The organism is Rhodoglobus aureus (genome assembly GCF_039527955.1).
Classification (GTDB): domain Bacteria; phylum Actinomycetota; class Actinomycetes; order Actinomycetales; family Microbacteriaceae; genus Rhodoglobus; species Rhodoglobus aureus.
In genome coordinates this window covers 14,880-28,962 of sequence record NZ_BAAAKW010000016.1, presented here as the reverse complement: position 1 = coordinate 28,962, position 14,083 = coordinate 14,880, and the positions used below count along the sequence as shown (strand labels likewise).

The following is a 14,083-nucleotide window of genomic DNA, read 5'->3' as shown; positions in this document are numbered from 1 at the left end:
CTTGGCCGTCATTGCCCCTCGACCAGAACGAGAAGCTCGTTCATATACGTCATCTCGCTCTGTTGTGTGCGCACGATTCTTTCGGCAAGGGATGTCACTACCTCGTTGGCCGAACGCTCAATTAGGGCTTGAGCCATCTCTACGCCGCCGGCGTGGTGGGTGATCATGAGTTTGAGAAACATCTCTTCGGCGTTAGCTCCGCTAGTCCCGCTAGTCCCGCTGGCCTTGAGCGCCTCGATTTGTTCCCATGTGGCGAATCCGAGCATCGTGGCGTCGGATGTGGCCGCAGAATCCATGTCACTGGGGTGCCGTCGAGCGCTGGCTGCATCATCCACGTCATAGAAGGCTCCGGCGAAGCCTGCGGCAACTCCCACATCGTCAGCCAGCCATGCATTTGGCCCGACTGCTGCGCCTGCGAGGTTGCAATGTCGTAGGCGAGAGTGCGGATGGCCTCATTTTCGCCGTTCTCACGGATAATCATGGCCATTTCGACCGCCTGCTGGTGGTGAGCCTGCATGTCGCGTGCGAAGCCGGCTTCTGCGCTTGTCGTTGAGGGCGTCGTTGGAGCAGGCGGGAACATCAGCCGTCCAAGAACGACGCCGCCGGTCAGCAAAAGGACTGCGGTGAGTATCGCCACGACTACTTGCGCCAGCGGCCTCCCTGAGTGGGCGCCTGCCGGATCGCTCAAGCGATGCGACCTGGACCGTCAAGCCCGCCCGAGCAGGAAGCCCCTGCCTCAGGTGAGTCGCCGGCCTGCCAGAATTTGTCGACGAAGTCCTGCAGTCGCGGGTCATTAACGCCGTCCAACTCAACCTGATTGGCCCAGGCCGAGATAACGACGGGGGACTGCAGGCCAGGCTGGGGCGAGAGCACCGAATAGGTCGCAGGCATAGAACTTTGGAGCGTCTCCAGGTCGTCTCCCGAAACTTGAGCCGGGTCGTAGGTGACCCAAACGGCGCCATGCTCTTGCGAATGCACAGCGTTCTCATTGGGGACGGGTTCGGTATACACGCCACAGTTAAGCCACGCAGCTGCGTGCTCACCGCCAGCCGGAGGGCTCTGCGCGTAGTCGACCGCGCCCTCGACATGCCCTGCGATGACATCTGCGTAGTTCTGCAATCCGGTGATCTCTATCGCGTCCGGGCTTACTTTCGGGGTGCCGTTCGTGACCACCATGGTGACGACCAGCGCAAGCACACCAACCGCTGCGACGCTGCCGGTCACGATGCCGATGACCCGGTTCCGTTTCTCGGAAGCCTGCTTCTTTTTGAGGGCGGCGATTTTCACCGCTCGTCGCTCAGTGCGCTGCTGCTTCACGGTCAGATCTGTGGGGGCGGCTGGCGGAATGAGCGGTGATTGTGAACTACGAGGCGGCACGACGGTGATCCTGTCATCGGTGTAGCGGGCAGGGAACAGTTGTATCTACGAAGAATAGTTCACCCAATTTGTGAGGACAGTGGAGAGCGAAGTAGAGGCTGAGCTGAAGCAATGTTCCTAAAGCATGGAACCCAAATCGGATCCCACCGTGGGGTAGGCGGCCGTTGCAGACTTGAGCTGACGGGCAGTGAGCCCGAGTTTGATCGCAAGTCCGAAGGTATTGATGAGCTCCCCATATTCAGGCCCGAGAAGGTGGGCACCGATGACTTGGTCCGTTGAACGGTCGATGAGGATTTTGGCCGCGGCTGTATTCTCGCCGATACGGTAGTTGGAGTACCAGCCGCTTGTGTCCGAGTAACGGACCTTTAGGTCGAATCCCTGTGTTCGTGCTTCAGCTTCCGACAGTCCAACGCTCGCGAGTTCGGGGATCGTAAAGACAGCGGTCGGAATTCCGGCGTAGTCCGGAATAGCGGTTGTGCCCTTGATCATGTTGGATGCAGCGACCTTCGCCTCTGACACCGCTACTGGAGTGAGTGGCATCCCTGCGGTGTCTGCTGAGTCACCGGCGGCCCAGATCGCTGGATTGGTTGTGCTCTGAAGGTGGTCGCTGACTGCGACGCCACGCTCGTTCCACTCCACGCCCACTGCGCTGAGGTTTAGCGAGGCGAGGTCAGCGACGCGTCCGGCGCCGTGCACAACGAGATCAGTCTCAATGGTCTCAATGGTCCCGTCGCGTTCGATGGTGACGACATATCCCCGTCCGGTCTGCTCGACTGATGTGATCTCTGCGCTTCGCTTAAGGTTGATGCCGACCTCGCGACCGCGGTCAACGAGACGTTCGACGAGGTCTGGGTCAAAGTTTTTAAGCGGGCGTCTGCCGCGATCGACGATGACGGCGCTGCTACCAGCGCGAGCAACGATGTGGGCGAACTCGAAAGAAACGAAGCCTCCGCCGATGAAGAGAATCCGCGCCGGAAGAGAGTCGAGGTCCAGGAAGTTAGTGCTGTCGATAACGCTCTCGTGTCCAGGAAATCCGAGGGGACGTGGACGTGCTCCTGTTGCAATGAGAAATCTGTCAGCTTGGTAGCCGGTGCCGTCGATATCGATCTCGTGGGGCGCAGTGAAACGTGCGTGACCGTGGAGAGTGTCGACACCGTTGTGCTCAAGGTTGTCCTCCATGCGCTCAGGGACGGGGTCAGTGAACCCGTGTTTGTGTTTCATCAAGTCAGCCCAGTTGATCGCTAGCCCTGACTCGTCGATGCCCTTACCTCGTAGGAGACGAGCACTATCGACGATCTCGGCACCGCGGCGCAAAATTTTCTTTGGGTCACATCCCCGCAATGCGCACGTACCTCCGTATGGCAGTGAGTCGACGATGGCGACCCGCCATCCGGCAGATGCGCACTTGTTGGCGGCTGCGATGCCCGCCATGCCGGCACCAACAACGATTAGGTCGTAAGGTTTGCTCATGAGCGATCTTCCTTTAAATTAGCCAGGATGTGGAGTGGGATGCGCCGCGCTGAGCTGCGGAAGATCACGCTTTCGCGAGGGCAATGCGCAGTTGATCGACGGTAGGCGCACCGTCATATCCGCTGGGAGTGGGGTATCTCCGGCAAGCGAGGCCTACTCGGGCACCATCCGCCGCGAATATGTCGACACCGTTCACTTGCAGGCTAGGAGAGCCGAAGAAGCCGACGTCTTCCGCCTGTTCAGGCGTCTCCACTAACTGGTGAGCAACCGTGATCTCAGGGCGCTCGATCGCCAGCAGTTTCAATCGCTCATCGGCGATCTTCCAGTGGGGGCAGCCTTCGAAGTAGAGCAGAGTGATTTCCATAACTGCGAGACTAAACCTTGATCCATGGTGCAAGGTCAAGCGTCTAGGATCAAAGAATGCGTATAGGAGAAGTCGCGTCAGCCGCCGGGGTGCCCACTCAGACCATTCGCTTTTACGAGCGCAAGGGTTTGCTTCCTCAACCTCAGCGTGATTCGAATGGTTACCGCGCCTACGACCCCGCCGTGCTTTCCCGGCTTGGGTTTATCCGCAGCGGGCAAGGAGCCGGGCTAACTCTGCTCGAAATCTCGACAGTGCTCGAACTGCGCGGTGAAGGCATAGCCCCGTGTGCTCATGTCAGCGTGCTTCTCGCCGATAAGCTGCACGATGTTCGACGACGACAGGCCGAGCTGGCGGCGCTCGAGACAGAACTCGAAGGACTAATCAGTCGAAGCGATCGGCTCGATCCTGCACGTTGCACTGACGCCGAAGTTTGTCACATCATCGCTCCCTTGTAGTCAGGAGTGAACGTCGCCTTGGTGAGCGTGTGCCGTTCGTGGGGAGAGTCCCTGCAGCTGTAGTTCTAGCTATCCTTTTCTTGTGCGCCGTTGTGTGCGGATCGTGACAATCTGCGCAGCGACTATGGCAGCGGCCACCACGGCCGCGACGATCACGGTGAAAAGGTCGCTCTGAACCTTGAGAATGGTGAACGGGATCAGGATCGCCAGGTCAAGCACGATGGTCAGGATCGGGATCCAGATGTTGGCCTCGATCCTCGACCGAAGGTGGCGGATAACGCCCCATTGCACTGCCATGTCCATGGACAGATAGAGGAACGCCCCCATTGATGCGATCTGACTGAGATCGAGGAATACCGTGACGAGGATGGCGAGCCCTGCGGTGATGATCATCGGCTGATGGGGGACCGATTTCGGCAGCGAGGGCGCCTGCCGCATTTTCTGCAGCATCGCGTAGAGCCGTGACACAGAGTACAGGCTGGCGAGCAAGCCTGAAAGGGTGGCGACCACGGCGATCGCAACCGTGATGCCAACGCCCCATGCGCCGAAGAATGGTTCTGCAGCCTGAGCCAGCGCATAGTTGCGGGCTTCTACTGCGCCGCTCGCGCCAATGCTCGAATTCACAGACACCGTGATCAGAAGGTAGAGGACAGTGCAGATCGCGAGCGAAATGAGAATAGAACGGGCAATATTGCGCTTCGGGTCGCGAATATCATCACCTTGATTGGTGATGGTGGTGAAGCCTTTGTATGCGAGCACGCACAATGTGGTGCCTGCCAAGAGACCGACGAGGTCGATGGAGTCGCCGGATGACTTCGAAAAGAATCCGTCGCCGCCAGCGGCGACACCGATCAGCCCCGCGATGGCGAGGACGGCGATGCCGATAATTTTCACTATTGCAGTGGTTGTCGCTGAACGTTCGACGACCGTGTTGCCGACGAAGTTCACGATCGCGGCAGTGACGATCGCGGCAACACCCAGCACAGGAACGAGAATCACGGAGTCCTGCAGGCCGAACGGCCGCAGTAGGTAGGTGCCGAAGGTACGCGCCAGAAGGCTCTCGGCTACCACCATGGACACGAACATGAACAGTGAGAACGAACCAGCAGCGACACCAGGGCCGCAGGCATCTTTTAGCAGCATGGCAATTCCACCGGACGAAGGGTTCACGCTGGAATAGCGGACGTAAGAATACGAGCTGACTGCGGCGACAATCGCACCGAGGAGGAAGGCGATCGGGAAAAAGTCGCCGGCGAATTCGGCGACTTGGCCGACGAGTGCGAAGATTCCCGCGCCGATCATTACGCCAGTTCCTAAGGAGACAGACCCCGTCAGCGAGATCTTGCCTGTGCGTTTAGGCATACGCCTGTCCTTCCGTTCATAGTGTGTTTTATCGAGACGGTGTGATGATCGTAAAATAATCTTGAGAAGTTCACTTTGCGTCGATCTCAGTCGAAGCCGCAACTGGCTTCTCGTTTTTGGTGTACAGCCTTTGTCTTATTGCAAACCCACTCGCGAGAACAGCAGCGGTTATGGCAACAACGAGGAGCACGATGGCCGCGACAGTAAGGCTGCTTGCCCCGATCCATCCGGCGATCGGGTAAGTGACCAGGAAACAGGCGTGGGAGAGCGCGAACTGCGCTGTATAGACCAAGTTACGGTCTGCTGGCGTAGATGCGTCGGCGAGCAGCCTTGCCGAGGGGGTGCTCACCAGTGATGTGCCCATGCCAAGCAACGCCCAGGTAGCCAAAAGCCAGCCCCACCCGGCCAAGGAGGAGCTTGCAGATGCGGTTACGATCACGGCGGCAAGGAGCCCTGCGACGACGAAGCCCATTCCGGTAATCATGATGCGGATTACCCCGAAGCGCGCCACAAGCCAGGGAACGTTGAACGCGACGATCAGCGAGCCAGCCCCGTAACTGGCAAGAGTGATAGCGAGTGCCGCGGCATCGAGAGCAAAAACGCTGCGGGCGTATACGACCGAATTGACCAGCACCAGCGCAGTGCCAGCGGCAACGACCACGTTGGTGAGCAGGAGGAACTGAAGGGTTTTTGTGCGAGCGAAGATAATGACGCCGAGGGGGAGTCGCTGCCAGAATGTCGCAATTGTTGGCCCGGTGGCGCTACCGGGAAGCGTCGAAACGAGTACGAGAACGGCGGATGAGGTGAACCCGAGCGCTGTGCCGACGAACAGATTGCTGTAGCTCACTACAGTGAGCAACACCGCCGCGATCATTGGGCTCAAGAGCGATTCGAGATCGTAGGCGAGCCGAGAAAGCGAGAGTGCCCGTGTATAGTCTCGCGATTCGGGCAAGATTGAGGGAATGAGCGACTGGAACGCCGGAGTAAAGGTCGCTGAAGCAGACTGCAGTATGAACACGAGCAGATAAATCTGCCAGACTTCTGTGACCAGCGGCAACATGAGCGCAATCGCCAACCGCACTAGATCCGCACTAACCAGTACAGCCTTCTTCGGCAATCGATCGACCGCTGCTGCGATGAGCGGGGCTACTCCCACATAGGCGGCCATCTTGATGGTTAGTGCCGTGCCGAGCACCAATCCTGCCGCTGCGCCGGCAAGGTCAAACGCGAGCAGCCCAAGGGCGACCGTGAGAAGGCCCGTTCCCAGCAGTGCAACCACCTGCGCCGAGAAAAGCTTGGCGTAGGTGGGGTTTCGCAGCACCTGCAGCATCAGGAAACATCCGGAGTTGCGGGATGTGCGGCCCGGTGGTGTGCCGGATCGATGCTCAACGAGTGCTCGGCCTGGAACATGGCCTCGGTGACCAGGAGGCTCGCGTGCTCATTGGCAAGTCGGTAGAAGATTCGTGTGCCTTCGTTGCGGGTGAGCACGATCCGGGCCAATCGAAGTTTCGCTAAGTGCTGTGAAACGGAAGCTGGCGACTTGTCAACGATCTCGGCCAAGCTGTTCACTGGCAGCTCCGCGTCGCGCAAAGCGAGGATAATTCGTACCCGTGTGGCGTCGGCGAGCATCGAGAACACTTCAACCGTCAGTTCCACGGATAGGTGCTCCGTGTGCCGCACTCCGCTATTATCTGCATTCATACGCAGATTATCGCATAGGACGCAGGAAGGCGCATCGCGATGCGGGTTTCTCGTTTCCGACCTGGCGTCTCGGGGGAGAGGCCGGTCGGACCAGTGTGCCGTCGTCGGGGAGCCCGCGTTCAGGCTAACTGACATAATGTGCATTATCGGATGTTCAATTACCGCTAGAGAGGGGGCTTGATTCGGTCCAGAATCATTTTATTGACGGAACGCTCACTGCCCACAATGGGTTGCCGTCCGCCGAGACGGTAATCGAGTAGGCGACGTCGGGCTCGATGTCGAGTTCGTCACGATGAGATGGATCCACCGATGTTGCTACTGGTCGCCAATGCGGCGTCGATCTCGGCTAATTCCGGTGTAGCTGACATAACGGAAGTTTCGGCGGCGCTCCCCTGATAATTTCCGCGTCAAATCATATGTTTACAGCCGTTGAACTGTCAGATTTCGCTGGCAACAACAGACTACACCTTTAACTTGATAAGGTCTCAAGTAATTCGTTCCCTAGGATCGTGACTTCCGACTGCTGATGAATCGTGCCATGGCCTCTGCGGCGGCTTCGTGATCGAGAGCGTCCGGCTCCCCCGACATGGTGAGCGTGCCAACAACAACTCCGTAGACCCTTAGCGGAATGGATCCACCATGAGCTTTGAACCTGTCATGGTCGATGTCTGTTCTCTCTTCGAAGGGCGTACCGGCCTCAAGGTGGCGTAGTTTCACCAGAAGAGATGGCTCTCCGAATCGTGTCGCTGTAGCGGCTTTGCCGGCAAGCCAAGGGTCGTTGTCGGCATTCGTTGATTTCAGCTTTGCTTTGAACACCACGTCATCGCGCAAGACGATCTCGACGGCCAGATTGAGATCCCACGCCTGAATAACCTGGACCGCAATCAGCCCGAGTGTCACGGCGTCGTCATTGGTCATGCTCTCAAACTCGACCGCATTCAGATACTCAACTTCGGCCGCTGAATAGTGAGGTAGTGGTCGGGTCATCTGTTGATCTCCTGAAGCTGTGTACGAATCACGCTGACAAGCTCAGTGGGCTCAAAACAATCCTGTGTGGCTGCAAGGTCATCGAGCGTCCACCAGCGGTGCTCGAGAACATCCACACGTTCATCATCGGTCCACATTGCATCAGACGGCTCAAACGCATCCGTCGAGGCCGAATAGAACACCGCGTGACCGGTGTCATGGTCGGCAGCATCCCACTCGACCGCAAAGTCGTGAGTCCACACCGGTTCGCCGAGCTCCGTTAGCACGAGCCCGGTTTCCTCCTGGAGCTCGCGCACAGCGGCTTCGTAGTGCGACTCCCCCGGATCCACGCCGCCGCCGGGCGTCAGCCAGCGCGCGACACCGCTCGTGTCTGGCGCCTTCGTGAGGAAGAGCAAGAAACGTTGATCGCGATCAAACAGCAGCACGCGACTGGTCGCCCGGTTCACCGGCATGCGCAACTCGCTACTTGTTGAGGAAGTCTGAGACGTCGCCAACGTAGCGCGTGTTGTTCTCTGGAATCGGCTCGACAGCCGCCGAAGCTACCTCGGCAGCAAACTCGCTCACGTTGTACAGGCGGCCAGCAGCCTCCTTGCGAGCCTCGATCGCGCCAGGGTTAGCGCGCTGCAGCAGCGTCGCGGTAATGGTGCCCTCGATCATGTCGCCCGAAACAACAACAAAGCTGATGCCCTTTGCCTCAAGCTCCGGGATCAACTCGCGCAGAGCATCCTCACCGGCGCGCTTGCTGAGAGCAACGGGCACATACTCGGGCATCGTCTCAACGGTGCGGATGAAGTGCGCCTGGTGGCTCGTCACAAACACAACTCGCGAACCCTCGTGAAGCAGCGGCAACATCGCCTTCAAGAAATTGACCTGTGCGTCACGGTTGAGCTGCATGGCGTAGTCCTCGGCCATGCCACCTTCCATGCCACCGGATGCGTTGAGCACCAAAATTTCAAGGCCACCGAACTCGGCCTTCACCGTGTCGAACAGGGCCGAAACTGTCTCGGGGTCGGTGAGGTCTGCGCCAATAGCGATCGCCGACCCATCAGTCTCATTGAGCTGAGCCACCAACTTGAGGGCGCGAGCCTCTTTGTTGCGGTAGTTGATCGCAACGCGTGCGCCGGCCTGCGCGAAGTAGGCGGCCGTGTCGGCACCAATCCCTCGCGACGAGCCGGTAATGAGCGCGCGTGCGCCGTCGAGCGAGTGGGCTGCCAGAGGATTCGAATTATCGCTATTCACCCTACGACTTTAGCGGTCGAAGCCGAGCCGTGCAGTGATCTAAGTGCTAGCGTCGGGAATGAAGATTTGTCGATCAGCGCAACGATGAAGGGCGCAGCACAATGCTCATTGATCTAACCGAATACTTGTGGATCCTGTGGCTTGCCCTTGTCGTGCTTTTCATTGTGATCGAAGTGCTCACTCTTGAGTTCACCTTCCTCATGATCGCTGCCGGAACGCTCCTCGGCGGCCTCGGCGCCAACCTGCTTGGTTGGCCTTGGTGGCTTCAGATCGCTCTCGCCGCTACCCTCTCGGGTCTGCTCATCTTCACGATCCGACCTGTGCTGCTGATGAACCTCGAAAAGGGCTCAGATCCGGCTAAGAGCAACGTCGACGCGCTTTACGAACTCGGCGGACGCGTTACCGGTGCATTCGTAAACGGCGTTGGCGAGGTCAAGCTCGACAACGGTGAGACTTGGACCGCTCGCATCGACGACCTCTCGGCCGCATCCGCGATCCCGGTCGGCAAACGCGTGGCTGTTGCCGCGATAGAAGGCGCGATCGCCGTGGTTATTCCCGAACCTGCTGCTGCCGTGCCGCCCAAGGACCCCACGCCTCCCGCATCCGAACCCCGCACCGCTAAACCTCGAGCGACCAGAAAATCGCCGAGAAAGGAAGAAAAGTGATTGATCCCGCTGGTTTCATAGGCCAAATCTTCGTGGTGATACTCCTCGTAGTTCTCGCCATATTTGTGATCGCGACGCTGTTCCGCGCGATTCGCATTGTTCCGCAAGCTCGCGCAGGAGTTGTTGAGCGCCTCGGCAAGTACCGCAAGACATTGCTGCCAGGACTCAACATCTTGGTGCCATTCATCGACCGGATGCTGCCGCTCATCGATCTGCGCGAACAAGTCGTTTCGTTCCCTCCGCAGCCGGTTATTACCGAAGATAACCTTGTCGTCTCTATCGACACTGTTGTTTTCTTCCAGGTGACGGATGCTCGCGCCGCGACCTACGAGATCGGCAACTACTTGGGAGCTGTCGAACAACTCACCACCACCACACTTCGTAACGTGGTTGGTGGCCTCAACCTCGAACAGGCACTCACGAGCCGCGACAACATCAACACGCAACTTCGTGTCGTACTCGATGAAGCGACCGGCAAGTGGGGCATCCGCGTAGGTCGGGTTGAGCTCAAAGCGATTGACCCGCCCCTCTCGATCCAAGACTCGATGGAGAAGCAGATGCGTGCCGAGCGTGACCGCCGCGCACAGATTCTTACTGCTGAGGGAACCAAACAGGCCGCGATTCTCGAAGCCGAAGGTTCACGTCAGGCCTCGATCCTCGAAGCTGAAGGTCAAGCAAAGGCTGCTGTGCTGCGTGCAGACGGTGAAGCCGCAGCGATCAGGACCGTCTTCGCCGCCATTCACGAAGGAGACGCTGACCCGAAGCTGCTTGCGTATGAGTACCTGCAAACGCTGCCTAAACTTGCAAACGGTGATTCCAACAAGATGTGGATCATCCCGTCTGAACTGACGGAAGCACTCAAGGGCATTGGTGAGGGATTCTTTAGTGGCAAAGGACCAGTCGCGCGCTAGCGACAACTCGTCGTACCTCTCCCCCGCAAGCCCCCGCGTGCTCGCGCACCGGGGGCTTGCGGTCGACGTACCCGAAAATACGATGCTCGCTTTTGCCAAGGCAGTAGCAACCGGCGCTCAATACATCGAGACGGATGTGCACGCGAGTCTCGATGGTGTGGCCGTCGTCGCCCACGACCCCAGCCTCACTCGCGTCGCCGGCCGCGATCTCAAAGTGGAGCAACTCACCATGGCCGAGCTGCGAAGAATTGACCTCGGCGATGGTCAAGGGTTCTGCTCACTCTCCGAAGCCCTCGACGCATTCCCCGAGACACGATTCAACATCGACGTGAAATCTCGAGGCGCCGTGTTGCCCACCGTTCGTGCCATCCGAGATCTTTCGGCAACAGATCGCGTACTGGTGACCTCATTTGATGAGAAACGTCGGGCTGCGACCGTTGCACACTTGCCAGGGGTGGCGAGTTCGGCATCCGCCCGACGTTTTTTAGTTGCGCTGCTCAGCGCCAAGACAGGCATTTCGCCGGCAACGCGCCGCGCGCTCAGCGGCCTCGTCGCCATCCAAGTGCCCGAGAAGGCGCTAGGGTTGCGGGTGACCACTCAGCGGATGATTCAACGTGTGCACGCTCTCGGACTAGAGATACATGTGTGGACGATCAATGAACCGCAGCGAATGCGTCACTTGTTTGATTTGGGAGTCGATGGAATCGTCACCGATCGAGCAGATCTAGCCCTCGAAGTCGTGGACTCGCGCGCCTAACCAGGCAGTGCATAATCCACGTCTCAGCAGCGAAATCGTTGTTAAAGACTGACAACTCGCTGTGAACACTGCGCGCTTGGAAGCATTCGTTCAGCAAGAGGGTCTATTACTTGTAGAAACCGCGAATTGAAGGAGGCCACACGATGGCAGATCGCAGCTTGCGCGGCATGCGACTTGGAACCCAGAGCCTACAGAGCGAAGAGGGTGTCGAGTTTTCCCCGCGGAAAAAGAGCACATATAGGGCAGCAGACGGCAACACGTTCGAAGTGATGTTTTCGTCAGACGCCGAGGTGCCCCAGCAGTGGCACGATGCCAAGACTGGTCAGGAGGGAACGCTCCTCGATAGCGACGGCGAACTCGTCGAACTCGATCTCGTGGACGTCAAAACTCCCCGTAGTCATTGGGACATGCTCCTTGAGCGTCGCACGCGTCCCGAATTGGAAGAACTTCTTCAGGAACGTCTCGATTTCCTGCGGGCCCGTCGCGGTCAGCAGAAAATCGGCGCCTAACGACGTACTGATCTCAGGGTCGCCGATAGCCCCCAGCCGGTGACCCTGAGCAGTGCCTCTGCAACAATTCCTGCATGCATTTTTGACCGGCCAGTTGAACGCTCGACGAATGTGATCGGATGCTCTACCACTCGGTAGCCCGCACGTTCCAAGTTCCAGGCCAGCTCCACTTGGAAGCAGTAACCCTGCGACGAGACTCCTTCGAGACCAAGCTCCTTTAGCGCGCTCGCACGGAATACCCGATAGCCGGCCGTGAGGTCTTGAATGTGTGAGCCGAGCACCATACGCGCGTAGGCATTGCCGGCGCGCGAAACGCTATGTCGAAACCATGGCCAATTCTTTACAGACCCGCCATCTACCCAGCGGGACCCAATGACGAGATCATTTCCGGCCTTGGCGAGCTTGATCATTGCCGGCAGCTCTGTTGGGTCGTGTGAGCCATCCGCATCGATCTCAACAATGTAGTCATAACCATGGTCAAGTGCGTGAGCAAAGCCGGCAAGATAGGCCTTACCTAGCCCCTCCTTCTTCGCCCGGTGCAAAACGGATACACCTGGATCAGCGGATGCGAGTTCATCTGCCCGCCCCCCTGTGCCGTCTGGGCTTGAGTCGTCGACGACCAACACGTGCGCACGCGGCACGGCCTGCCTCAGCTTGCCGACGATTGACGAAACGTTCTCGATCTCGTTGTAGGTGGGGACGACCACGATGACGTTAGACATTTTTTCTCCGAGCCGCGAGTACTGCGACGATGAGCGCGCCGAGTCCGATAGCAGACACGAGCCATTCAAGCTCGCGACCCCATACCACCGCAGGTGTGATGGTGCTACTCAACGGAACATCCTCAATCATCGCCGCCGCGGTGTACCAGGGCAGCTCAGTGATCGTCGTTCCGTCGGGCGCGATGATGGCGCTCAGACCGACAGTAGAAATGTTGACAACGCTGCGGCCGAGCTCGAGGGCACGGATTCGCGCCGTGGCTAACTGCTGGGCGCTCTCATCGGTGCGACCGAAATCAGCGTTGTTCGATGACGCGATAATCACTTGCGCGCCCTGCTCGATCGACTCGGTCAGAATCTGGTCATCGACGATGTCGAAGCAAATGTTCACGCCAACCGTGACGCCATTGACGTCGAAGACCATGTCAGTCGTTCCTGGGGTGTACTCGCGGCCGATTAGACCGATGAGGTCTGGTGCGAACTGTGCCCAGAACTCGCGATTGGGAACATATTCGCCAAACGGAACAGGGTGACGCTTGTCGTATATATCTACTACTCCGTCTCCCTCCATCCACAGCAATTGGCTGTTATAGAGCTTGCCGTCACGTTCAGTAATGTCGCCGGAGATGAGCGGCGCTCCGGCTTGTTCAGTTACGTAGTCGAAGGCGGAGGCGGCGTAACTGTTGCTCAGCGGTGAGACATCGGTGCCGCCCTCTGGCCAGACAACGAGATCCAAATCCTCGCCATAAAGGGGTTCAGTCGCCTCGAGCTGTGCAGTCAGAAGATCGCCGCGATCACGCTTATCGAAATATGCGGCTTTGCCGTTGCCTTGCACGGCGCCAACCCGAAGCGAGCCGTCAGTCACCACAGTCCACGCCGGAGCATTGATGAGGAGCGTCAAGATTGCGACCGGCACAAATGCCGTGCGCAAGGCCCGGGAGACGTGCTGCGACCGCTCGTCGAGGGGAAGCTCACGATAGTGCGCCCAGGAATACTCCACTGCTGCCAAGAGGAGCGCGACAACGAGAACCATGACAAAACTGACTCCGGAGATGCCGAGCCAGGCGAAAAGCTCTGCAAGTGGACTCTCTGACTGCGACAGCGCGACGCGACCCCAGGCGAATCCGCCATACGGCCACACACTTGCCCAGGCCTCCCGAGCAGTCCACAATCCGGCGACAACAAACGCGAGCCCCATCGTGGAACCCCACCCCGCTCCGAACGCGCGCGGTAACCATCGATAGGCCAGAGTGATCGCCAGCGTGCCGACAGCGAAGAACATCGCCTCAAGAATTGAGAGAGCTGACATGGGAACTGGCCCCAGAAAGAGCGAGGCCCACTGAATATGCGTGAAATAGAATGCCGCGCCGGCGAGAAAGCCGACCAGCAGAGAGCCGCCGACGCTTCTGCCCCGCGCAGCAACTAGCACGAGAGCAATGCCGACGAAGGTCATCGGCCAGATGTTCTTGTCAGGGAATCCAGCATCCAGTACAGGCCCCGAGGCGAGTGCAGTAACTACTGCAGCCCAGAGGGGCAACACAGCAACGGGTTTGTGGGGCATCACTCG

At 58.7% G+C, this 14,083-nt stretch carries 17 protein-coding genes and 1 pseudogene; 5 read left to right on the top strand and 13 right to left on the bottom strand.

Going from position 1 to position 14,083, the window contains the following annotated elements; translation table 11 throughout:
* Positions 1 to 8: 8 nt before the first annotated feature.
* From ABD112_RS02975 to ABD112_RS02960, 5 genes and pseudogenes are all read right to left on the bottom strand, one after another.
* Positions 9 to 374 carry a DUF305 domain-containing protein gene (locus ABD112_RS02975; RefSeq protein WP_343923039.1) on the bottom strand — a complete coding sequence of 122 codons (366 nt, stop codon included), beginning with the start codon at positions 372 to 374 and terminating at the stop codon, positions 9 to 11.
* A gap of 14 nt (positions 375 to 388) precedes the next feature.
* A pseudogene (locus tag ABD112_RS14575) lies at positions 389 to 481 on the bottom strand (hypothetical protein); the annotation flags it as partial.
* 203 nt (positions 482 to 684) lie between these two features.
* Positions 685 to 1,377: a thioredoxin-like domain-containing protein gene (locus tag ABD112_RS02970; protein ID WP_343923037.1), complete on the bottom strand. Its 693-nt coding sequence runs from the start codon at positions 1,375 to 1,377 to the stop codon at positions 685 to 687.
* A 117-nt stretch (positions 1,378 to 1,494) separates the two neighbouring features.
* Positions 1,495 to 2,847 carry a dihydrolipoyl dehydrogenase family protein gene (locus tag ABD112_RS02965; protein ID WP_343923035.1) on the bottom strand — a complete coding sequence of 451 codons (1,353 nt, stop codon included), beginning with the start codon at positions 2,845 to 2,847 and terminating at the stop codon, positions 1,495 to 1,497.
* 64 nt (positions 2,848 to 2,911) lie between these two features.
* Positions 2,912 to 3,211, bottom strand: a complete 300-nt coding sequence (locus ABD112_RS02960; protein ID WP_343923033.1) for a thioredoxin family protein — start codon at positions 3,209 to 3,211, stop codon at positions 2,912 to 2,914.
* A gap of 56 nt (positions 3,212 to 3,267) precedes the next feature.
* On the opposite strand from ABD112_RS02960, the gene ABD112_RS02955 reads away from it, so the two are divergent.
* A complete protein-coding gene (locus tag ABD112_RS02955) occupies positions 3,268 to 3,666 on the top strand; it encodes a heavy metal-responsive transcriptional regulator (RefSeq protein WP_343923032.1) in 399 nt (132 codons plus the stop codon).
* A gap of 69 nt (positions 3,667 to 3,735) precedes the next feature.
* Here ABD112_RS02955 and ABD112_RS02950 read toward each other — a convergent pair whose 3' ends face one another.
* From ABD112_RS02950 to ABD112_RS02925, 6 genes are all read right to left on the bottom strand, one after another.
* Positions 3,736 to 5,028, bottom strand: a complete 1,293-nt coding sequence (locus ABD112_RS02950) for an APC family permease (RefSeq protein WP_343923030.1) — start codon at positions 5,026 to 5,028, stop codon at positions 3,736 to 3,738.
* Positions 5,029 to 5,098: 70 nt separating this feature from the next.
* A complete protein-coding gene (locus ABD112_RS02945; RefSeq protein WP_343923028.1) occupies positions 5,099 to 6,358 on the bottom strand; it encodes an MFS transporter in 1,260 nt (419 codons plus the stop codon).
* On the bottom strand, positions 6,358 to 6,729 hold the full coding sequence (locus ABD112_RS02940) for an ArsR/SmtB family transcription factor (RefSeq protein ID WP_343923026.1): 372 nt from the start codon (positions 6,727 to 6,729) through the stop codon (positions 6,358 to 6,360). Before ABD112_RS02940 ends, ABD112_RS02945 begins: the two co-directional genes overlap by 1 nt.
* 501 nt (positions 6,730 to 7,230) lie before the next feature.
* Complete coding sequence (locus tag ABD112_RS02935) at positions 7,231 to 7,716, bottom strand: heme-degrading domain-containing protein (protein WP_343923024.1); 486 nt, start codon at positions 7,714 to 7,716, stop codon at positions 7,231 to 7,233.
* Complete coding sequence (locus ABD112_RS02930) at positions 7,713 to 8,168, bottom strand: NUDIX hydrolase (protein WP_343923023.1); 456 nt, start codon at positions 8,166 to 8,168, stop codon at positions 7,713 to 7,715. The genes ABD112_RS02935 and ABD112_RS02930 overlap by 4 nt, the downstream gene beginning before the upstream one ends.
* Before the next feature lie 10 nt (positions 8,169 to 8,178).
* A complete protein-coding gene (locus tag ABD112_RS02925) occupies positions 8,179 to 8,955 on the bottom strand; it encodes an SDR family oxidoreductase (RefSeq protein WP_343923021.1) in 777 nt (258 codons plus the stop codon).
* A 101-nt stretch (positions 8,956 to 9,056) separates the two neighbouring features.
* Between ABD112_RS02925 and ABD112_RS02920 the strand changes: the two genes are divergently transcribed.
* The 4 genes from ABD112_RS02920 to ABD112_RS02905 all read left to right on the top strand — a co-directional run bounded on the left by ABD112_RS02920 (position 9,057) and on the right by ABD112_RS02905 (position 11,797).
* Positions 9,057 to 9,620 carry an NfeD family protein gene (locus ABD112_RS02920; protein ID WP_343923020.1) on the top strand — a complete coding sequence of 188 codons (564 nt, stop codon included), beginning with the start codon at positions 9,057 to 9,059 and terminating at the stop codon, positions 9,618 to 9,620.
* Positions 9,617 to 10,531: an SPFH domain-containing protein gene (locus tag ABD112_RS02915; protein WP_343923018.1), complete on the top strand. Its 915-nt coding sequence runs from the start codon at positions 9,617 to 9,619 to the stop codon at positions 10,529 to 10,531. The genes ABD112_RS02920 and ABD112_RS02915 overlap by 4 nt, the downstream gene beginning before the upstream one ends.
* Entirely contained in the window at positions 10,506 to 11,288 is a 783-nt protein-coding gene (locus ABD112_RS02910) for a glycerophosphodiester phosphodiesterase family protein (protein WP_343923016.1), read from the top strand. Before ABD112_RS02915 ends, ABD112_RS02910 begins: the two co-directional genes overlap by 26 nt.
* A gap of 143 nt (positions 11,289 to 11,431) precedes the next feature.
* Entirely contained in the window at positions 11,432 to 11,797 is a 366-nt protein-coding gene (locus ABD112_RS02905; RefSeq protein WP_010202408.1) for an RNA polymerase-binding protein RbpA, read from the top strand.
* Here the strand turns inward: ABD112_RS02905 and ABD112_RS02900 are convergent.
* Both ABD112_RS02900 and lnt read right to left on the bottom strand, forming a co-directional pair.
* The gene (locus ABD112_RS02900; protein WP_343923014.1) at positions 11,794 to 12,519 is read right to left on the bottom strand and encodes a polyprenol monophosphomannose synthase; all 726 of its coding nucleotides are present in this window, start codon (positions 12,517 to 12,519) and stop codon (positions 11,794 to 11,796) included. The two genes, ABD112_RS02905 and ABD112_RS02900, sit on opposite strands and share 4 nt — an antisense overlap.
* Positions 12,512 to 14,077, bottom strand: coding sequence for an apolipoprotein N-acyltransferase (gene lnt / locus ABD112_RS02895; protein ID WP_343923187.1), 1,566 nt, complete (start codon positions 14,075 to 14,077; stop codon positions 12,512 to 12,514). The genes ABD112_RS02900 and lnt overlap by 8 nt, the downstream gene beginning before the upstream one ends.
* Positions 14,078 to 14,083: the final 6 nt, after the last annotated feature.

Excerpts from the sequence above, each read along its gene's own strand:
- ABD112_RS02965 (WP_343923035.1), bottom strand. The coding sequence starts at position 2,847 with ATGAGCAAACCTTACGACCTAATCGTTGTTGGTGCCGGCATGGCGGGC.
- ABD112_RS02960 (WP_343923033.1), bottom strand. The coding sequence starts at position 3,211 with ATGGAAATCACTCTGCTCTACTTCGAAGGCTGCCCCCACTGGAAGATC.
- ABD112_RS02955 (WP_343923032.1), top strand. The coding sequence starts at position 3,268 with ATGCGTATAGGAGAAGTCGCGTCAGCCGCCGGGGTGCCCACTCAGACC.
- ABD112_RS02950 (WP_343923030.1), bottom strand. The coding sequence starts at position 5,028 with ATGCCTAAACGCACAGGCAAGATCTCGCTGACGGGGTCTGTCTCCTTA.
- ABD112_RS02945 (WP_343923028.1), bottom strand. The coding sequence starts at position 6,358 with ATGCTGCAGGTGCTGCGAAACCCCACCTACGCCAAGCTTTTCTCGGCG.
- ABD112_RS02940 (WP_343923026.1), bottom strand. The coding sequence starts at position 6,729 with ATGAATGCAGATAATAGCGGAGTGCGGCACACGGAGCACCTATCCGTG.
- ABD112_RS02935 (WP_343923024.1), bottom strand. The coding sequence starts at position 7,716 with ATGACCCGACCACTACCTCACTATTCAGCGGCCGAAGTTGAGTATCTG.
- ABD112_RS02930 (WP_343923023.1), bottom strand. The coding sequence starts at position 8,168 with ATGCCGGTGAACCGGGCGACCAGTCGCGTGCTGCTGTTTGATCGCGAT.
- ABD112_RS02920 (WP_343923020.1), top strand. The coding sequence starts at position 9,057 with ATGCTCATTGATCTAACCGAATACTTGTGGATCCTGTGGCTTGCCCTT.
- ABD112_RS02905 (WP_010202408.1), top strand. The coding sequence starts at position 11,432 with ATGGCAGATCGCAGCTTGCGCGGCATGCGACTTGGAACCCAGAGCCTA.
- ABD112_RS02900 (WP_343923014.1), bottom strand. The coding sequence starts at position 12,519 with ATGTCTAACGTCATCGTGGTCGTCCCCACCTACAACGAGATCGAGAAC.
- lnt (WP_343923187.1), bottom strand. The coding sequence starts at position 14,077 with ATGCCCCACAAACCCGTTGCTGTGTTGCCCCTCTGGGCTGCAGTAGTT.